Source organism: Ruegeria sp. YTSA108 (genome assembly GCF_059610185.1).
Genome location: NZ_JBXWND010000004.1, coordinates 253,347 through 272,493 on the forward strand (window position 1 = coordinate 253,347; position 19,147 = coordinate 272,493).

A 19,147-nucleotide genomic window follows, 5' to 3' on the forward strand; every position below is an offset into this window, starting at 1 on the left:
TAAAGGTTTGCCTGATGACCAAAATCACTTTTATCGGGGCCGGTTCCACGATCTTCATGCGCAATATCGTGGGCGATGCCCTTTTGACCCCCGCCCTGGCCGACAGCCATTTTGCCTTAATGGATATCGACACACAGCGCCTGGCTGAGAGCGAATCCGTGGCCCGCGCCATGGTGCGCTCGGTCGGCACGGGGGCCACCATAACCACCCACACCGATCGACGCGCCGCATTGGAGGGGGCGGATTTCGTGATTACCGCCTTTCAGATCGGAGGGTATGACCCCTGCACAGTGACTGACTTCGAGATCCCCAAGCAATATGGCCTGCGTCAGACCATCGCCGATACGCTGGGCGTAGGAGGGATCATGCGCGGGTTACGCACCGTTCCGGTCCTGTGGGACGTGGCCCAGGACATGATGCAGCTCTGCCCCAACGCGACGCTGTTGCAATATGTGAACCCGATGGCGATCAACACGTGGGCTTTGGCCGAACGGTTTCCGACATTGAAACATGTCGGCCTGTGCCATTCGGTGCAAAATACGGTCGAGGAACTGGCCCATGATCTGGACCTGCCCAAGCACGAGTTTCGCTATAAGGTCGCAGGCGTCAACCATGTGGCTTTCTTCCTCAAGCTCGAGCATCGGGGCCGCGATCTCTATCCTGCGCTCCGACAGGGCTATGCCGGTGGACAACTGCCGAAACCGCCCCTTTTGATGCCACGCTGCCCCAACAAGGTCCGGTACGAAGTGATGGAGCATCTGGGCTATTTCTGCACCGAAAGCTCGGAACATCTGGCCGAATATGTGCCCTGGTTCATCAAGGACGGGCGCGACGATCTGATCGAGCAGTTCTCGATCCCGCTGGATGAATATCCCACCCGCTGCGTCGAGCAGGTCGAGGACTGGAAAGAACAGGCCAAGACCCTGACCGACGGGCGTGCGGTTGAGGTGTGCCGCAGCCACGAATTCGCGGCGGATCTGATGAACGCCATCGTGACCAATATGCCCTACACCGCCTATGGCAACCTGCCCAATACCGGCCAGATCCCGCAACTGCCCTTGGGGGCTGCTGTGGAAACGCCGTGCCTGGTGGACAGCAACGGGGTGCAACCCTCGGTCGTGACCGACATCCCACCGCAGCTGATTGCGCTGATGCGCACCCAGATCAACGTGCAGGAACTGACCGTGCGGGCGCTGACCGACCAGAACCCCGAATACATATACCACGCCGCCATGATGGACCCACACACAGCCGCCGAGCTCGACCTGCGACAGATCCGCAATCTGGTTAGCGATCTTTTGATCGCGCATGCGGATTGGTTGCCAGGCTGGTGCAAACCGGCCAAAGCGGCATGACCAAATATTAAAGGGCTGACAATAATGACAAAAAAACGCCGCTCGCAGCATTGGTATGGCAAGCTGGACAAGGATGGTTTCATCCACCGGTCCTGGATGAAGAACCAGGGCTTTCCCGACCATGCCTTTGACGGGCGTCCCATTATCGGCATCTGCAATACATGGTCCGAACTGACGCCGTGCAATTCCGGCCTGCGCGATCTGGCCGAAGGCGTCAAACGCGGCGTGTGGGAGGCTGGCGGCTTCCCGGTCGAATTCCCGGTCATGTCGCTGGGTGAAACCCAGATGAAGCCCACCGCCATGCTGTTTCGCAACCTACTGGCCATGGATGTCGAAGAATCCATCCGAGCCTATGGGATTGACGGCGTGGTTCTGCTGGGTGGCTGTGACAAAACTACGCCGGGGCAACTTATGGGAGCCGCCTCGGTCGATCTGCCCGCCATCGTTATCAGTTCCGGCCCGATGCTGAACGGCAAGTATCGCGGACAGGATATCGGCTCGGGCACGGATGTATGGAAGTTTTCCGAAGCCGTGCGCGCCGGGGAAATGACCCTGCAAGATTTCATGAATGCTGAATCCGGCATGTCGCGCAGCGCCGGGGTCTGCATGACCATGGGCACCGCCAGCACCATGGCCTCGCTGGTCGAGGCGATGGGCATGTCCCTGCCCACAAACGCCGCCCTGCCCGCCGTCGATGCCCGCCGCATGGCGCTGGCGCATCTGACCGGCAAGCGGATTGTCGAGATGGTGGATGAAGACCTCAAACCCTCTGACATTCTGACCAAAGAAGCCTTTGAAAACGCCATTCTGGCCAATGCGGCCGTGGGCGGATCAACCAACGCCGTCGTACATTTGCTGGCCCTGGCAGGCCGTGTTGGCGTCGACCTGACGCTCAAGGATTTTGAGATCGGGTCGGACATACCGCTGCTGGTGAACTGCATGCCCTCGGGCCAATATCTGATGGAGGATTTCTGTTACGCAGGCGGTGTACCGGTTGTTCTGAACGAGCTCAAACCGTTCCTGCGCCCGACCAAGACGGTTTTGAACAAGGACATCGCAGCCCATTACGAGGGCGCGGAATGCTTCAACCGTGATGTAATCCGCCCCTTTGACGACCCGGTGAAACCTGCTGCGGGTCTGCGTGTGCTGCGCGGCAATCTGGCACCGAATGGGGCCATTGTGAAACCCTCGGCAGCCACCGACGCGCTTTTGGAGACCGAGGCTGAGGCCTATGTCTTTGAAAACATCGAAGACATGAAGGCCAATATCGACCGGGATGACCTGCCGGTTACGCCCGAGACCCTATTGGTGCTGAAAGGCTGTGGCCCCAAGGGCTATCCGGGTATGCCCGAGGTGGGCAATATGCCGATCCCGGCCAAGCTGGTGAAGGACGGCGTGCGTGACATGATCCGCATCTCGGACGCGCGGATGTCCGGCACGGCCTTTGGCACGGTCATCCTGCATGTCAGCCCCGAGGCGCAGGCGGGCGGCACGCTCGCGCTGGTCAAGACCGGTGACCGTATCCGCGTATCGGCCAGCACCGGACAGCTTGATCTGCTGGTAGACCAAACCGAACTGGACGCCCGGCGCGCCGCATGGCAACCGGACGCTCCGCATTACACCCGCGGCTATGCCAAGCTTTACATAGACCACGTCCTGCAGGCCGATCAGGGTGCGGACCTTGATTTCCTTGTCGGCAAAGACACCCGCCTTGTGACCAGAGAGAGCCACTGATGGACCAATCCGCCACTTTCCACGACCTGAACGGTGCGTCGGTCTTTATCACCGGTGGAGGCTCCGGCGTCGGGGCCGCATTGACCGATGGGTTTCTGGCCCAAGGTGCACAAGTCGCCTTTATTGGCCGGTCCGACGCCAGCGATTTTGTCGAAGAGATGCGCGCCAAACACGGGCGCGCGCCGCTGTTCCTGCAGGGCGACATGACGGATACCGACCTGTTGCGCGCCTCAATGGCCAAAGCCGCCGAGGCCCATGGCCCCCTTGGTGTGCTGATCAACAATGCCGCCAACGACAAGCGCCATTCGCTTGACGAAACCACGCCCAAATTCTGGGACTGGATGATCGAGGTGAATCTGAAGGCGTATTTCTTTGCCTGCCAAGAAGCCGCACGTCAAATGCAGGACAAGGGCGGATCAATCATCAATTTCAGCTCGATCAGCTATATGATGGGTAATTCCGGTTATCCGATCTATACGACATCAAATGCCGGGATCACCGGGATGACCCGGTCGTTGGCGCGCGAGCTTGGCCCGCAGAAAATCCGCGTTAATGCGCTGGCCCCCGGATGGGTTCTGACACAGAAACAGCTGGACATGTGGGCCACGCGAGAAGATCTGTCCGCACATCTGGAACGCCAATGCCTAAAGGACCACCTGACGCCCGAGGATATGATCGCACCGACCCTGTTTCTTGCGTCGGAAGCCAGTCGCGCCATGACCGGGCAATGCATGGCCGTTGATGGCGGTGTTGTAGTAACAGGATGAGAACATGACAATCGAATGGATCGCTGTTGATTGGGGAACAACTCATCTGCGGGCATGGGCAATGCAGGGTGACACCATTCTGGACCAGGCTCAGTCCGCAACCGGCATGGATCAAATTCCCCGGGATGGGTTTCAAAAAGCACTGCTGGACCTGATCGTGGGCTGGCTTGGCGATACGGTCATGGATGTGGTCGCCTGCGGTATGGTGGGCGCGCGCCAAGGCTGGGTCGAGGCACCATATTCCGCTGTACCTTCGGTTCCTGTTCCCGATGCACCTGTCCGCGTTCCGGCAACAGATCCCCGTATCCGCGCCTTTGTCGTACCCGGGCTAAAGCAAACAAGCCCCCCCGATGTCATGCGCGGAGAAGAGACACAGATCGCCGGTTTTCTGGCCCACCGGCCAAACTGGGACGGCATCATTTGCCTGCCCGGAACGCATACCAAATGGGTACAGGTCAGCGCGGATGAAGTCGTCAGCTTCCGCACATTCATGACAGGCGAAATCTTCGGATTGCTCAGCAATCAATCCGTCCTGAAACATACGGTCAGCGAAGGCTGGGACGACGCAGCTTTTGCCGAGGCTGTGGCGGATTCCCTGTCCCGACCGGAACAACTTGCCGCGCGCCTTTTCGGCCTGCGGGCCACTGATCTGCTGCAGGGTCAGGACTCCGGTGTCGCACGCGCGCGTCTGTCGGGATACCTGATCGGAGCGGAACTGGCCGCGTCCCGTCCCTATTGGTTGGGCCAGCAGATTGCCATTATCGGGGACCAAAGCCTCTCGGAAATCTATGCCATCGCGCTGAAACAGCAGGGTGCATTTGTTGAAATAGCCGACAGCACGCAATCTACATTGGCAGGTCTTTTGCAGGCCCGAAATCTGACGAGGCAAACCGCATGAGCCGTCCTATCATTGCAATTCTGCGCGGTCTGCAACCCACCGAGGCCGCCGAGGTCGGGCAGGCCCTGATCGACGCGGGCATAGACCGGATCGAGGTGCCCCTGAACTCACCCGATCCGTTGACCAGCATCGGCATTCTGGCGGAACGTTTCGGCGATCGCGCATTGATCGGCGCCGGAACCGTCCTGACCATCGAACAGGTCGATGCGGTGGCCGGGGTCGGCGGCAAGCTGATTGTCTCGCCAAATTTCGACGCTGAGGTGATACAGCAGACGATCAAACTGGGCATACAAAGCTGGCCAGGCGTCTATACCCCGACCGAGGCCTTTGGCGCGCTCAGGGCAGGGGCAACCGGGCTCAAACTGTTTCCGGGCGTGATGGCGGGGGCCTCGGGCCTGGCCGCAATACGCCCGATCCTGCCCAAGGACGCGCTGGTCTTTGCCGTCGGTGGGGCAGGCCCCGAAAACTTTGCCGAATGGCTCAAGGCCGGGACGGACGGGTTCGGGATCGGGTCGGCCCTGTATAAACCGGGAATGGCCGTTGCCGACATTGCAGAGCGCGCGCGAAAGATCGTCTTGGCCTATGACAAGGCCGCCCAATGAGTGTCGTGTTTGACGACCGTCCCTGCGATCTGGGCGAAGGGCCTTTGTGGCACCCGGAACGGGCGCAGCTATTCTGGTTCGACATCACCGGCAACCGCCTGATGACCCAGAAGGACGGGCATCAGCAAAGCTGGCAGTTCCCGGAAAATGTTTCAGCAGCGGGCTGGGTGGACAGGGACACGCTGTTGATGGCTTCCGAGACCGGGCTGTGGCGCTTTGACCAGAAAACCGGCGCGCGTAGCTTGGTCACCCATCTAGAGGCGGACGATACGGTCACCCGTTCCAACGATGGCCGCGCTGATCCCTGGGGCGGTTTCTGGATCGGCACCATGGGCAAGAACGCCGAACCCGGCGCTGGGTCCATCTATCGGTTCTGGCGCGGAGAACTGCGGCGGCTGGTGCCGGATGTCACGATCTCGAACGCCATCTGTTTTGCGCCGGATCGCTCTTGCGCCTATTTCACCGACACGGTCACCAGACAGGTCATGCGCTGGAGTTTGGACCCGGAAACCGGGTGGCCAGAAGGCCAAAGCACCGTGTTCCTCGACCTTACCAAAGACCAGCTGAACCCTGATGGAGCAGTGGTCGATACGAGCGGAAATATCTGGATCGCCCAATGGGGCGCCAACCGCGTGGCTGCTTACTCGCCTGAGGGTCGGTTCCTGAAGGCGGTCGGTTTTGACGCGGCCCATGCCTCGTGCCCGGCTTTTGGCGGGCCAGACCTGACAACGCTGTTCTGCACCACCGCTCGCCAAGGGCTGGATGCGACACAGATTGAAACCCAACCTACCAACGGAATGACCTTTGCCGCGCCCGACGCAGGCAAAGGTCAGGCAGAGCACAGAGTCATCCTATGAACCCCGAACTTGGCGTTTGCTATTACCCCGAACATTGGCCAGAGGCGATGTGGGCGGACGATGCAGCACGTATGGTCGAAACCGGCCTGACATGGGTGCGGATAGGCGAGTTCGGCTGGAGCCGGATGGAGCCCACGTCGGACGATCTGCACTTCGACTGGCTGGATCGCGCAATCGAAACCTTAGGTTCTGCCGGGTTGAAAGTGGTGCTGGGCACGCCAACAGCGACGCCGCCACGCTGGATGCTGGACAAACACCCGGACATGCTTGCCGTGGATGCGCAGGGTCAGCCGCGCAAGTTCGGCTCACGCAGACATTATTGCTTTAGCCACACCGGGTATATCGAAGAATGCGTTCGGATCGCATGTGTCATGGGCGAACGCTATGGGCGCAACCCGCATGTCGCAGCATGGCAGATCGACAATGAATATGGCTGCCACGAAACCACTGTCAGCTATAGCCAACCCGCCCTACACGCCTTTCAAAACTGGCTGGAAGGTCAATACAGCACGATTGAAACCCTGAATGCAGCGTGGGGAAATGTGTTCTGGTCAATGGAATATGACAGGTTTGATCAGATCGACCTGCCGAACCTGACTGTGACAGAACCCAACCCGGCCCATGTTCTGGCCTTCCGGCGGTTCAGTTCAGATCAGGTGGTGGCCTTCAACAGGGCACAGGTCGAAGTGCTGCGGCCCCTGACCGATGCGCCTTTGCTGCACAATTACATGGGGCGTGTGCTCGATTTCGACCACTTCGCAGTGGGTACCGATCTGGATGTCGCCACATGGGACAGCTATCCGATCGGGTTTCTATCTGACCGGCTTGAGGCGGATAAGGCACATAAGTCGGCCTTTCTGCAGCAAGGCGATCCCGACATGCAGGCCTTTCATCACGATCTGTATCGCGCTGTGGGGCGCGGGCGTTGGTGGGTGATGGAACAGCAACCCGGCCCGGTGAACTGGGCCCCTTACAACCCTGCACCTCTGCCCGGTATGGTGCGCCTGTGGTCGCTTGAGGCCGTGGCGCATGGGGCCGAGGTGGTCAGCTATTTCCGCTGGCGGCAGGCGCCCTTTGCGCAAGAACAGATGCATGCAGGACTGCTGACGCCGGACAACCGCTCTGCCCCGGCTTTGGCCGAGGCACGCCAAACCGCCGATGATCTGGCCGGGCTGGGAGCAATCACACAGGCCAGAGCGGATGTCGCGATCCTGTTCGACTATGCCTCGGATTGGGCCTGGGCGACGCAACCTCAAGGGGCTGGGTTCGACTATTTCAAACTGGTCTTTTCAACCTACCAAGCCCTGCGCCGGGCTGGATTGTCAGTGGATTTCCTGCCTGCGGATAACATCCCAAAGGCGGGATATAAGGTGATCCTTGCACCGGGTCTGGCGACCATCGGACCCGATCTGGAACAACGCCTGACCAATGGTTGTGATCTGGCTGTTCTGGGCCCGCGCTCTGGCGCCATCACGCAGGACTTTCAGATACCCGCAACTGGTCGCCCCGGGCTGACTGCACTGGATTGCACTGTCGATCTTGTGGAAACCCTGCCCCCTCAGGTGACCCGGGAAGTTGATGGTGGCGGCGCAGCCCGTCATTGGGTCGACCGCCTGTCAGGAAAGGCCCCGGACCTTTTGACATTTCAAGACGGAACACCTGCCCTGAAAGGGACCGACCACATGTGGTATCTGGCCGGGTTCCCGGATGACACGTTATGGGATCGCGTGATCAGCATGGCCGCTGCTCTGACAGGCATTGCCTTGCATCCGATGCCTCAGGGTCTGCGGCGACGCCAGACGGCCGGGCATACATTCCTGATCAACTACAATTCGGCGCCGGTTGAATGGAACGGCCGGATGATCGAAGCCTGTAATGTGTTCATTCAGGAAAATGACACGCCCGCCGAGGGGTAACCCCGGCGGGCGCAAACTGCGAGGCGCTTAGTTCGCCTGCAAACTGTTGGGATCAAAGGCACCGCCATTGCCCGAAGGCGTTTCAGTACCAGAATCCTCTTCTTCGTCACCCAGAGTATTCGGCGCAAACACATTGCCGAAACCGCTGTTATTCGAGGGTTTCGGGGCCGATTCCTGCGCACCCTCTCCCTCTTGCTCAGCCGCTTCCGCCTCGCGCTTTTTGCGCTGTTCTTCGCGCTGCTTGCGCAGCTCTTGAATACGCAGGTCAGCTTCAAGGCGCTTTTGCTCTTTGACATCTGCGACACACTGAGCCGGATTATAGGCGGTTGCGGTTCCGACCACAGTGATCGTGGCAACCGCAAAGACAACCAGCAGAACCGCAGCAAGGTTCCCGGCAAAGAAACTGGGAAGCTTGATCTTGCCCGCCAGTTCCTCGACCGTGGCGTTCTTGCGTGCAGCAGCCACCAGTTCCTGTCGCTTCAGCTTGGCCTCGTTCAGCAGGGCAAAGAACACCGTCAGCGCCACGATGATGAAGGCCAGCGCCGAGATCGAGGGCGTGATGCCATAGCGCACCTTCTGCGCCAGTTCGATGGTCAGCGTGGGGTATTCACCAAAGGTGAAGGTGGTGGTGTTGTAGTTCTCGAACGAGGCCAAGAACGCCAGCACTGCCGCGCTGGCAATCGCCGGACGCATGAACGGAAGCATGATCTTGCGGAACGCCTGAGCATGGGTTGCACCCAGATCCAGCGCGGCCTCGGTCAGCGCCATATCATAGCGCTGCAACCGTGCCACCAGCACCAGCATGCAATAGCTGGCGATAAAGGTGGATTGGCCGATCACCGTCAGGAATATCCCGTTTGACAGGAAACTGTCGGCACCCAAGCCCAACATCCGGTTGATCCGGTCCCAGAACACCAGTGTCGAGATACCCAGAACAACGCCCGGGATCAGGATCGGCGCGATGATGACCGTATAGTAGGTCGCGCGCAGTTTCGGCCAGATCTGCGTCAGCATCAGCGCGCCCGCAAGACCCATCGCCACCGATAGAACCACCGTTCCGGCGCCGATGATCAGTGAGTTCTTGATGCCGTTCAGGATACGTTGGTCCTGAAACAATTCGCCAAACCACTGGAAGGTCAGACACTCCCACGGTGTCATCCTTGGGAATTCGGACGAGTTGAAGGCCGTGACCGACATGATCACCAGCGGACCCAGAAGGTACAGGAAGAACAGCACCAGGTAGACCCAGATGCTTACACGGAGGAAGGACAAATTCATTTCCCGATATCCCCCATATTCACCTTGAACAGGCGCATAACTGCCAGCACGAACAAGATACAGGTCACCAGCAAAACGATGGCGTAGGCGGCACCCTGCGGCCAGTCATTGTTGTCGTTGAACTGCTGATAGATCAGCTGCGTGAACCACAGGGAGGACGGCCCACCCAGAATTTGCGGCGCGGCCAGCGCACCCGCGGACAGCATGAACACCATAGTACAGCCCGAACTGATCCCTGGCTTGGCATAGGGAATGACCACGCGCCAATGGATACGCCACCAGGGGGCTCCCAAATCTCGCGCCGCCTCGATCTGGTTTTTATCCAGACTTTCTATGACGTTATACATCGGGAAGATCATCAGCAAGATATAGGCATAGCCCAGCCCGGCATAGAGCGCGATGTCATTGCGGATGAAATCAAACGGCATATCCCAGACCCCCAGCCCAGTGAACAGCGTGTTCAGTACACCGGTTTCGCCAAAGATGATCCGCAGGGCAAAGGCGCGCAGGATCTCATTGATCCAGTAGGGGATGATCAGCATGATCGCAAAGATGCGGATGTGACTGCCCTTGGACTGACCCAGATAATAGGCGATCGGATAGCACAGGATCAGGTTGAAAATCGTAACGCATACCGCGGCCAGAAGGGTGCGGAAAAACACCCTCAGATCGACGGCGTTATAGTCCTGGCTGCCGCCTTCCGGGCCATAGATCAGGTATTTGTAGTTCTCCAGCGTATAGACATCTTTTGGCCCCCCGATCTCGGGCGGGGGCAGGTTTGGCCGGAATGAGAAATCCAGCATAGACAGCTGCGGCAGGATGATCAGGCCGATGGTCCAGAACAGGACCAAACCCAGTATCATCAGACCCATGCCAAGGCCGTTGCGGTTGAAGAATTCCTTCAGGAAATGGGGCATATCTTGGTCCCCTTATTCCGCAGCCAGCTCACCCGCTGGAACCAGAACCGCATTATGGGTCTGATATTCCAACGTGATGGTCTGCCCGGTATGGTCATCGAAAGATTGGCCTAGATTGGGCAGCGATACTTTAATTTCCTTGCCGCCATCGCCTTCGGTGAAAATATTGAAGGCGTTACCTTCGAATTCTTCATGGTTCACGCGGGCGGTTACAAAATGGTCGCCCACTGCACCGTCCGGGGCAATCGCCAGCGCCTCGGGGCGAATGAACATCATCGCGTCATCGCCTTCTTTCAGCTTGCCCTGATTTACAGTGGAAATCCGTGCAACCAGATCGCCGGATCGGTTGGTTGCAATCAGCGCCTCATCTCCCATGACTTGCTTGATCTTGCCGCGGAAAACGTTGTTTTCGCCAACGAACGACGCCGCAAAAGCCGTGTTTGGGTCATTGTAAATTGTCTTGCCATCGGCAATCTGGTCGATCACTCCTGCACGCATTACGGCGATATTGTCCGACATGGTCAGCGCTTCGCCCTGGTCGTGGGTGATGTAGATGAAGGTGATACCGACACGCTTCTGAATTTCGCGCAGCTCGGTGCGCATATGCTGACGCAGCTTGAGGTCCAGCGCCGAAAGCGGTTCGTCCAGCAGCAGTACATCGGGTTCGGCACATAGGGCGCGGGCAATCGCCACGCGCTGACGCTGACCACCCGAAAGCTCGCTGGGCAGCTTGTCACCCTGTCCCGGCAGCGCGATCATGTCCAACAGCTCATCGGCCCGCTTGCGGCGCTCGGCCGCGCTGGCGCCTTTGATCTCCATCGAGAAAGTGATGTTTTCCCAGACTTTCATCAGGGGAAACAGCGCGAGGTTCTGAAAGATCAGGGCAGTCGGGCGCTTGTTGGGCCCGATGCCGCGCATGTCATTACCACCGATCAGAACCTTACCCTCGCTGGGGTCCAGAAACCCCGAAACAGCGCGCAAAATCGTTGTCTTGCCGCAACCGGATGGTCCCAGGAACGAAAAGAAATCGCCCCCGTTTATGTTCACATTTGCGTCCCGCACCGCGACAAAATCGCCGAAACGGATCCACAGGTTTTCAAGATCTACACCGACCCCTGCACTCATTTTTGGTATCTCCGATTGATGCGCTGGTGGTGCGCACCCAAATGGGTTCCGTCACGCAGTGGCGTGCGGGTTGGGAGCCCCCCGCGTTTGGCGGAGGGCACTTTTTTGAAAAGCTATCAGGCGCTTTTGAACTTGTTGACGAACTCGGTCCGGGTTTCCGCATACCAAGGCGCTTCGGCCGGCCACGGGTTGAGGTTGGCCAGCGAGTCGCCCGGATAGGCTTCGGCGAAGTTCTTCTTGTAGGTGTCGCCCGAATATTGGTCGGCACCCAGAACGGGCGAGTTGTACCCGTGGCTGTCGATCGCAACACCGGCCGGTTTGGCCTGGTAGGCAAAGTCGATGAAGGCATAGATCTGGTCGATATTGGCAGCACCTGTTGGAATTGCCATACCATCAACCCAGGCCATCGCCCCTTCAACCGGAGCCTGATAATGCACAGGCTCACCTGCAGATTTAAGTGCCAGCGGCGGGCCATCCCATGTCTGGCCAACAATCACGCCTTCGTTCAACAGACCGTTCTTCTGTGTGTCGGCGTCGTTCCAGATCAGCTTGATGCGGTTCTTACGTTCGATACACCAATCTGCGATCTGACCCCAAACCTTGCGCATGGTATCTTCGTCGCCATAAGCGGCCCAGACGGAACCGGGCTCCATCTCGCCTGCGCGCTCCATGTACAGGCCTGCGCCCAGCATCATCGAGTGCGCGCGGCCCATGGTCTTACCTGCGTTTGCCTCGGACCAGACATCGCCATAGGACGGTGCATCACCTTCAGGCAGCCACAGGTCAGTCCGATATGCGATGCCTTCGGTGCCCCAGATATGCGGCAACCAGTGCACGCCCGAGTCGGCAAAGTTCCAGGCATCTGTACCAATCGCGGCCATCGCCGGGTTCACCAGATCAATCGGAACCTTGTTCATGTCAAAAGGCTGCAACAGCTCAAGCGGTTCCCACTGCAAAGACCGGTTATTGGTCGGCGACACGATGTCGAAACCCTGACCCTTGGTGGCCTTCATCTTGTTGATGATTTCTTCGTTCGACCCGATACCGGTATAGTTCACCTTAATTCCGGTCAGTGTCTCGAATTCCTGCAAGAATGCTGGCGGCAGGTAATCGGACCACATCAAGATGTTGATCTCACCCGAGGACGCCAGCGCGCTTTTGCTGTACAGCGGTGCAGCAAGTGCTGCCGCCCCTGCGCTCTTCAAGATAGTACGTCTGGAAAGGTTTTTCCGTTCGGCCATATTCGATTCTCCCATAGTTGGACTTTCAGTCCTATTGTTATGCAATCACAGGCTAGAGGGTTGCTGCAAAGCTGTCAGTCCAAAAGGGACAGTTTGCAGAATTCATAGGTCCAGTTTGCAATCATGTCCGCAAGCTCTGGTTTACTTCCACTTCCAGACTGAGACACCATAGGATGGGATTTCTGAAGTACCAACAATATATTGCCGATTTTCGTCATCCGGCAGAACCTGTGCGGCAGCCCCGAAGTTGAACCCAAAGCCGAGGTCACCCCGCTGTGTAACACGAAGGTCCGGGCCACATTCCCGTATCGGAAGGCCCGCCCATGTCAGCGCTTTAATCAGGATCGCCCGTAGCAACGGCCCGTTTGGGATCATCGCCAGATACATAGCCCGGTCCGATTGCACAATCGCCGGGCTGCCAGCCCTGTAAGCACTTACGAAATGCGCGATTACCTGATTTTCGGTCTCGATGACTTCCCGCCAGCCTTTAAAATCAAAGGTTCCGGTGCTCTCGAGGCTTACGGATTCACCCGCCAGATCCGGCAGGGATTCGACGCGTATGACTTTTATCCCTGCAAGATCGGCCAACTCTCCGGGAGCGAGATTTTCAGGGGTCCACATGTCCACAGTCTTGCTGCCCGCACGGGCACCGATCAGCAATTTGGCCTGGCTGTGGTGCAATCTCTTTGCCAGATCTGGCGAGATGATCATGTTTTGCGGCAATACGATCAATGAATACCCCGTCAGATCATCATCGGGACCAACGAAATCCAGATCGACCCCCAATGCACGCAGGCCAGCATACCAAACCCGGAAAATCCCGGCATTCGGGAATGCGTCGTCATGCGGCAGGATATCTGCAGCCCAGATGGATTCGTAATCCAACAGAATTGCCACAGCTGCCTTCTGCCGGGTGACTTCCGGCAGGGCAGCACGCTCTTTTGCAACCTGCGCCAGTTCAAGCGCGGCCTGATCCGGGCTGCCATCCGATCGCAGAAGCGCCGTGTGGAATTGTTCCTGCGCGAACTTCGCCTGACGCCATCGGAAGAACATCACTGCCTGTGCACCGTGGGCAAAAGCGGCCCACGTCCAAAGCCTGACCATCCCATCCGCTGGTGAGGGGTTCTTTTCGGCCCAGTCCACCGGGCCGGGCTGTTGTTCCAGAACCCACATTCGGCCCCTGCCCTGGCTGCGATACAAATCGCAGTGAAACCCCTGATAGTCCGGCGCGCCTGTTCGCAGGTATCGACGTTTGTCTTCATCAGACAGCGACGATCCCAACAGGTTGCCAAGCGGATAGCTGTCAAAACCGACTACATCCAGATCCGCCGCAACAGCGTGATGGTCGAACTCAAAGCTGCCTGCCATGAAATTATGGGTAATATCGCGGCCCGGCGCAAACCTGCGCAGAATATCCGCCTGAGCGCGATTGAAATCCCGCACCCGGTCCGAAGAATAGCGGGCAAAATCCAGAGCATGGGTCGGGTTCGGGCTGGCCACCAAACTTATAGGCAGTTCGATCTGATCAAAATCGGAATAGAGCGACCCCCAAAACACTGTCCCCCATGTTCGGTTAAGCGCCTCAATCGTGCCATAGCGGTCTTGCAACCATCTGCGAAAACCGGTGCGAGCGGCATTGGAATAGCTCAGAACCGTATCGTGATCGTTATATTCATTGTCGATCTGCCAGGCACAAACAAATGGATTTTCACCATATCGACGGGCATATTCCGTGGTGATCCGACGGGCCTCGGTCAGGTAGATATCGCTGGAAAAACAATAGTGTCGGCGCGACCCGAACCCACGCACCCGGCCATCCGGCCCCACTGGCAGAATCTCAGGGCAGTCATCCACTAGCCATTTCGGAGGTGCAGCCGTAGGCGTCGACATCATCACGCGCAAACCAGCATCGCCCAGAATGCCGATCACCTCGTCCAGCCAGCCCCATTCGAACCGGCCTCTTTCCGGCTCGATCAGGCCCCAGGTAAACTCGGCAATCCGAACCCAATCCAGACCCATATCGACCATGCGCTTAGCATCGTCGCGCCACTGCGATTTGTCCCATTGCTCGGGGTAATAGCAAACGCCCAGCTCAAGCCTGCTCATCGGTTTTCCCGTGCGCTGCGGCGTTCGATCCATTTGAGGAAACTAGCGCAACCAAGCGTCACCACGACATAGAGGATCGCCGCTGTGTTGAATGGTGCGAAGGGCAGAAAACTTGAGGCCTGAAACTCGCGCATGCGCTGAGTCATGTCGCGGACCGACAGGATGGACAGCAATGAGGTATCCTTGATCATCGCGATAAATTCATTGCCCAAAGGTGGCGTCACTATGCGCAATGCCTGTGGCAGGATAATAAGCCGGGCAGTTTGCCAGCGGGACAGCCCAAGCGAGCCGCCTGCTTCGATCTGACCTCGTGGGATGGCCTCAATCCCTGATCGGAAAATCTCGGCCATATAGGCCGAATACCCTATGGAAATGGCGATGATGCCGCGAGTCATGTTGGTCATGTCGATGCCGCCACCTGTCGCATCCTTGACCGCACCGGCAAGCGGCAAGCCGATATAGAGGATGATGACCAGCATTGGAATGCCGCGAATGGTATCGACAAAAAACTCGGCCCCTACAGCCAGCGGATGTAGCTTATGCTGTGCGCCTCCGACCGTCAGTGTCAGAAGCAAAAACCCAAAAACCGCAAAAGTCAGCGCCGGGTTACGAAACTTGTCCGGCAGAAAACTGGATTGCCAGATCACCGGATAGCCCTGCGTATGAACGCCGGCCGGAACAAAAGCACCAGATACGCTGTCGACGGTTGTGATCTGATCCAGCGCAGAGGCGGCATCGGGGGCGCTGCGAATGCGATACTGTTGGCCTTCACCTCCGTCGAACTCTCCGAACCGGATCAAATCCGCCTGGGCCTGCGGCGTACCCCGAACAATGGCAATTCTTGCTTCAGTACTGCCAACCAGAACAAAGCTCACCTTTGGTTGCATAAAAAAGAACGCCGACACGGCCAATAGTGTCAGGCTGATGGACCCATAGACAACGGTTGTCCGAGCTTTGGGCTTGAAGGACTGCAAACCGACCCAGACCAGACCCATAATGGCCGCAAAGATATAGGCAAAGATCGCTGCACGGAACGTTATCGCGACCCCGGTCGCAAATTGCCAATGCGCAAGAAACAACAGGTAAAACAAAACCAGCCCGGTCAGCAGTTCGAGTCCAATCTGAACATAGGCTTTCATGGATCGTGGGAAACGGGCCGTCAGAGGGATCACCGCGACCACCATCGCAAACCCTACCAGCAGGGCCTGTAGTCTCATTTGCACCTTTGCGACGATCTCGGGAAACAAGACCCAAGGTTGCGAAGATCGGTCAATGAACTCAGACGTATTTTCGCTGAGCGCATTAAAGAAGACGGATTCCGCAAAGGGCATCAGCACCTGAGGCTGGAAAAGTCCAAGGATCGCCAACCCGGCCGAGGCCGGGATTGCCAAAACCGCCGCAATCCTCAACCAGTTCGGCGCGATGGTTTGAAACCGGATGCGGCGCGCCGAGAGATAGGTCAATATGGCCACGGCCAGTATCAGAAGAAACCCAACAAAAATGGGCCCCGCATTTTCACCAATCCCCAAAATGGCAACCAATGACCTCAGATATTTCGAGGATGAGGCAAACAGGTAGATGATGAACGGGGCAGCGGCGAGCAAAACAAGATTACTCGGCCGGATCGAGCTTAGGCGGATCATGGCGTCCCTCGGGTTATGCGTGACCCGGCAGGTTTTCCCGCCGGGTCAGAAAGGGTTTCAACGGCTCAATCAGTGCCCCAGTATTTGGCAACCAATGCGTCCATCGTACCGTCAGCCTGAATGGCGGCCAGCCCTTCGTTTATGGCGTCAACGGTTGCGTCACCTTCCTGAAACACAATACCCAGCGGATCAGACTGAAGGCCTGTGATGCCTACAGCCAATTCCCCGGCAAATTCCTGTTCATATGCCGATGCCGAGGTTCCATCAATGATTACCCCCTGTACGTCAGCATTCTGCAACGCCAGGATCGCAGCAGAGAAATTGTCATACAGGCTGACATTCTCGCGTCCCACCAGTTCTTCGGCCAGCTGGGCATTGGTGGTGCCAGTCTGCGCGGCTAGCTTCTGACCACCTGCTTTGAAGTCATCCAACGTCATGTCAGCATTGTCGACCTGCAGCAGGATCGCCTGACTTACAATGATATAAGGCTCGGAAAAATCCATGTTTTCTTCGCGTTCAGGCGTGATCGAGACGCCCGAGATCACGAGGTCGAACTCCCCTTGCTGAAGCGCGGCAAAGATCCCATCCCAGGCTGTATTTACGAAATTCGGGACGCAGTTCACCTTTTCACAGATCGCATTCATGACATCGACATCAAATCCCACAATCTGACCCGTGGACTCATCGACCGTCTCCATGGGCGGATAGGTGGCATCTGTTCCGATCTTAAGTACGCGCCCTTCAAGATCCGCTGCAAACACAGCAGGCGCGGCAAGCGCGGTCAAGGCGGCGGCGGCAAATAGGTTTCTTAACATCTCCGGTTACTCCTTTGTTGGTTCAGGTGTTTAGCGCCGCTTCCGGCGCGACTGTGTCAGGTTGCCGCTCGATCAAAATGGCCCTGATCTTTTTTTGTGTTTCGGACGGGTCAACCCCGTCCAAAGCCTTGAGCATATACTCACCCAGCAATCGACTGGTTTCCTCAATAGGGACGTAATAGGTGCTGGGCGGAGGGACAAAATAACGGCTAAGTTGCAGATCATCGGTCGAGATCACGGTCAGTTCGCGACCGACCTCAACACCCGCCGCATGGGCAGCAGAAAGCACACCCAAGGTCATGGCTTCGTTCGCGCAGATGATCGCGGTTGGCCTGTCGGATAGCCGCATCAAAGCCTCAAAGGCATTATACCCCGTTCGTGCGGTCGTAGGCCCGCTGAAGATCAGGGCCGGGTCAACGGTCAGACCGGACGCTCTGAACGCCTGGGCATAGCCCGTTCGGCGTTGCGTCGCATAAACCAGGTCATCCGGCGGGTTCACCAGGGCAATCCGGCTATGCCCCAAGGCTAGCAATCGTTGCGTTGCATCGTGACCTGCTGCCTGACTGTCGATATCGACATAGGCATGTGATCTGCCGCTGTCGCTCATACCCATGGTGACAAAGGGGAAACCATTCTGTTGCAGATAGGCAATGCGCGGATCGGCGTGGCGCGTACCCGAGAATATCACCCCGTCCGCCAATCCGTTCTGAACGATTTCCTTCAGCGTCGCCATCGTTCCCTGCAGGCCCGCCACGCTGTGAACACCAAGTTCATAACGCGACCCATTCAAAGCCCGCGAAATACCCGCAACAATGCGTGTGAATTCGACACCTTCCCATTCTTCATCTGAATCAGGTGACACGCTGACCAGAACGCCGATGCGATAGGACTTTTTTGTCCGCAGCTTCAGCCCGTCCAGATTGACCCGGTATCCAAGCTGTTCGGCGGCGGACTGAATCTGCTGCCGCGTTTCTTTCTTGACGGTTTCCGCACCACGCAGCGCGTTCGAGACGGTTCCGACAGAAAACCCCGTCTGCTTTGCAATCGACTTGATCGTCGCGCGCGCCACTATGTCACCTCAACGCTGCGCATTCGCATCAACAGGTCATGTCCCGTCTGCAATGTTTGCGCGTGATCGGCAGTTTCATCATGTTCCACAAAAAGGTCAGCGCAGGGACTGTCAGCCAGAACACGCAGGACCAGAGGCCAGTCCACAACCCCCTGCCCCAGATTTCGCCAGCGCTCGTCGCCTTGTCCGGCCAATGGATCAACGTCTTTAGCATGGACGGAAACGATCCGGTCGGAATAACGGCTCAGCAGTGCAGCGGGGTCAGAAAGCGCCGAATACAGCCAACCGATATCCGGCTGCCATCCAATGGCCTCATGCGACAGGACCATATCCAATGGCGAGCCCTGCCCAAGATCGACAAGGTCAAAATCGTGGTTATGATAGGCAAGGCGCACACCGTCGGCAGACAGGGCATCAGCCCATTTCGCCAACCGGCCCGACACTGCCTTCCACCCCTCGGCGGTGCCGGGCCGAGCCTTGGGCGACAGCCAAGGCATGACCGCCACAGGGCATTCCAAAGCTTCAAGCATTCTAAGAATGTCATCAAACCGTGTTTCAAATTCTTCCCAGTCAAAATGGGCCGATCGAACAGTGAAACCAGCCTGTCTAACCACATTGGTAACCTGCTTGGGGGTAAGATCGTGGAACCCGACCGTTTCAATATCGGTGAACCCGCAGGCACGCACCAAGTCAAGCTGGGCCGCCAAATCCCCAACCTGCCGGACTGTGTATAACTGCGCTGAAACTCGCATTTCCACGGTTCTACCACAAAATGAAACGTTTCAATCAAGTTGAAACAGCATCAGGGGTCTTGTCAAGAACCG

General features: G+C 57.7%; 16 protein-coding genes. 7 read left to right on the top strand and 9 right to left on the bottom strand.

The window, feature by feature from the left end; all coding sequences use genetic code 11:
• Positions 1–14: 14 nt before the first annotated feature.
• Genes AC2FHW_RS08390 through AC2FHW_RS08420 form a run of 7 tightly spaced genes read left to right on the top strand, consistent with a single transcriptional unit; the run spans position 15 to position 8,129 of the window.
• Positions 15–1,355 (top strand): alpha-glucosidase/alpha-galactosidase, encoded by a 1,341-nt coding sequence (locus AC2FHW_RS08390; protein WP_271948760.1) that lies wholly within the window; start codon positions 15–17, stop codon positions 1,353–1,355.
• 24 nt (positions 1,356–1,379) lie between these two features.
• Positions 1,380–3,089 carry an IlvD/Edd family dehydratase gene (locus AC2FHW_RS08395; RefSeq protein WP_496728736.1) on the top strand — a complete coding sequence of 570 codons (1,710 nt, stop codon included), beginning with the start codon at positions 1,380–1,382 and terminating at the stop codon, positions 3,087–3,089.
• The gene (locus tag AC2FHW_RS08400) at positions 3,089–3,856 is read left to right on the top strand and encodes an SDR family NAD(P)-dependent oxidoreductase (protein ID WP_496708033.1); all 768 of its coding nucleotides are present in this window, start codon (positions 3,089–3,091) and stop codon (positions 3,854–3,856) included. The genes AC2FHW_RS08395 and AC2FHW_RS08400 overlap by 1 nt, the downstream gene beginning before the upstream one ends.
• 4 nt (positions 3,857–3,860) lie before the next feature.
• Positions 3,861–4,754, top strand: a complete 894-nt coding sequence (locus tag AC2FHW_RS08405) for a 2-dehydro-3-deoxygalactonokinase (protein ID WP_496728734.1) — start codon at positions 3,861–3,863, stop codon at positions 4,752–4,754.
• A complete protein-coding gene (locus AC2FHW_RS08410) occupies positions 4,751–5,356 on the top strand; it encodes a 2-dehydro-3-deoxy-6-phosphogalactonate aldolase (protein WP_496821771.1) in 606 nt (201 codons plus the stop codon). The genes AC2FHW_RS08405 and AC2FHW_RS08410 overlap by 4 nt, the downstream gene beginning before the upstream one ends.
• Positions 5,353–6,213 (top strand): SMP-30/gluconolactonase/LRE family protein, encoded by an 861-nt coding sequence (locus tag AC2FHW_RS08415; protein ID WP_142636154.1) that lies wholly within the window; start codon positions 5,353–5,355, stop codon positions 6,211–6,213. Before AC2FHW_RS08410 ends, AC2FHW_RS08415 begins: the two co-directional genes overlap by 4 nt.
• A complete protein-coding gene (locus AC2FHW_RS08420; RefSeq protein WP_496728732.1) occupies positions 6,210–8,129 on the top strand; it encodes a beta-galactosidase in 1,920 nt (639 codons plus the stop codon). Before AC2FHW_RS08415 ends, AC2FHW_RS08420 begins: the two co-directional genes overlap by 4 nt.
• A gap of 27 nt (positions 8,130–8,156) precedes the next feature.
• Here the strand turns inward: AC2FHW_RS08420 and AC2FHW_RS08425 are convergent, their stop codons facing one another.
• From AC2FHW_RS08425 to AC2FHW_RS08465, 9 genes are all read right to left on the bottom strand, one after another.
• A complete protein-coding gene (locus tag AC2FHW_RS08425) occupies positions 8,157–9,407 on the bottom strand; it encodes an ABC transporter permease (protein WP_142636150.1) in 1,251 nt (416 codons plus the stop codon).
• Positions 9,404–10,324: an ABC transporter permease gene (locus tag AC2FHW_RS08430; RefSeq protein ID WP_271948748.1), complete on the bottom strand. Its 921-nt coding sequence runs from the start codon at positions 10,322–10,324 to the stop codon at positions 9,404–9,406. The genes AC2FHW_RS08425 and AC2FHW_RS08430 overlap by 4 nt, the downstream gene beginning before the upstream one ends.
• Before the next feature lie 12 nt (positions 10,325–10,336).
• Complete coding sequence (locus AC2FHW_RS08435; RefSeq protein WP_142636146.1) at positions 10,337–11,449, bottom strand: ABC transporter ATP-binding protein; 1,113 nt, start codon at positions 11,447–11,449, stop codon at positions 10,337–10,339.
• Between the two features lie 116 nt (positions 11,450–11,565).
• Positions 11,566–12,690 (bottom strand): extracellular solute-binding protein, encoded by a 1,125-nt coding sequence (locus tag AC2FHW_RS08440; RefSeq protein ID WP_142636144.1) that lies wholly within the window; start codon positions 12,688–12,690, stop codon positions 11,566–11,568.
• A 141-nt stretch (positions 12,691–12,831) separates the two neighbouring features.
• Positions 12,832–14,829, bottom strand: coding sequence for a beta-galactosidase (locus AC2FHW_RS08445; RefSeq protein ID WP_271948746.1), 1,998 nt, complete (start codon positions 14,827–14,829; stop codon positions 12,832–12,834).
• Positions 14,793–16,439 (bottom strand): amino acid ABC transporter permease, encoded by a 1,647-nt coding sequence (locus AC2FHW_RS08450; RefSeq protein WP_282021733.1) that lies wholly within the window; start codon positions 16,437–16,439, stop codon positions 14,793–14,795. Before AC2FHW_RS08450 ends, AC2FHW_RS08445 begins: the two co-directional genes overlap by 37 nt.
• Positions 16,440–16,504: 65 nt before the next feature.
• Entirely contained in the window at positions 16,505–17,254 is a 750-nt protein-coding gene (locus AC2FHW_RS08455; protein ID WP_142636138.1) for a basic amino acid ABC transporter substrate-binding protein, read from the bottom strand.
• Positions 17,255–17,276: 22 nt separating this feature from the next.
• Complete coding sequence (locus AC2FHW_RS08460) at positions 17,277–18,323, bottom strand: LacI family DNA-binding transcriptional regulator (protein WP_496677227.1); 1,047 nt, start codon at positions 18,321–18,323, stop codon at positions 17,277–17,279.
• The gene (locus tag AC2FHW_RS08465) at positions 18,323–19,075 is read right to left on the bottom strand and encodes a sugar phosphate isomerase/epimerase family protein (RefSeq protein ID WP_496677230.1); all 753 of its coding nucleotides are present in this window, start codon (positions 19,073–19,075) and stop codon (positions 18,323–18,325) included. Before AC2FHW_RS08465 ends, AC2FHW_RS08460 begins: the two co-directional genes overlap by 1 nt.
• Positions 19,076–19,147: the final 72 nt, after the last annotated feature.

Excerpts from the sequence above, each read along its gene's own strand:
- AC2FHW_RS08405 (WP_496728734.1), top strand. The coding sequence starts at position 3,861 with ATGACAATCGAATGGATCGCTGTTGATTGGGGAACAACTCATCTGCGG.
- AC2FHW_RS08465 (WP_496677230.1), bottom strand. The coding sequence starts at position 19,075 with ATGCGAGTTTCAGCGCAGTTATACACAGTCCGGCAGGTTGGGGATTTG.
- AC2FHW_RS08400 (WP_496708033.1), top strand. The coding sequence starts at position 3,089 with ATGGACCAATCCGCCACTTTCCACGACCTGAACGGTGCGTCGGTCTTT.
- AC2FHW_RS08395 (WP_496728736.1), top strand. The coding sequence starts at position 1,380 with ATGACAAAAAAACGCCGCTCGCAGCATTGGTATGGCAAGCTGGACAAG.
- AC2FHW_RS08430 (WP_271948748.1), bottom strand. The coding sequence starts at position 10,324 with ATGCCCCATTTCCTGAAGGAATTCTTCAACCGCAACGGCCTTGGCATG.
- AC2FHW_RS08425 (WP_142636150.1), bottom strand. The coding sequence starts at position 9,407 with ATGAATTTGTCCTTCCTCCGTGTAAGCATCTGGGTCTACCTGGTGCTG.
- AC2FHW_RS08420 (WP_496728732.1), top strand. The coding sequence starts at position 6,210 with ATGAACCCCGAACTTGGCGTTTGCTATTACCCCGAACATTGGCCAGAG.
- AC2FHW_RS08410 (WP_496821771.1), top strand. The coding sequence starts at position 4,751 with ATGAGCCGTCCTATCATTGCAATTCTGCGCGGTCTGCAACCCACCGAG.
- AC2FHW_RS08440 (WP_142636144.1), bottom strand. The coding sequence starts at position 12,690 with ATGGCCGAACGGAAAAACCTTTCCAGACGTACTATCTTGAAGAGCGCA.
- AC2FHW_RS08390 (WP_271948760.1), top strand. The coding sequence starts at position 15 with ATGACCAAAATCACTTTTATCGGGGCCGGTTCCACGATCTTCATGCGC.
- AC2FHW_RS08445 (WP_271948746.1), bottom strand. The coding sequence starts at position 14,829 with ATGGATCGAACGCCGCAGCGCACGGGAAAACCGATGAGCAGGCTTGAG.
- AC2FHW_RS08415 (WP_142636154.1), top strand. The coding sequence starts at position 5,353 with ATGAGTGTCGTGTTTGACGACCGTCCCTGCGATCTGGGCGAAGGGCCT.
- AC2FHW_RS08450 (WP_282021733.1), bottom strand. The coding sequence starts at position 16,439 with ATGATCCGCCTAAGCTCGATCCGGCCGAGTAATCTTGTTTTGCTCGCC.
- AC2FHW_RS08435 (WP_142636146.1), bottom strand. The coding sequence starts at position 11,449 with ATGAGTGCAGGGGTCGGTGTAGATCTTGAAAACCTGTGGATCCGTTTC.
- AC2FHW_RS08455 (WP_142636138.1), bottom strand. The coding sequence starts at position 17,254 with ATGTTAAGAAACCTATTTGCCGCCGCCGCCTTGACCGCGCTTGCCGCG.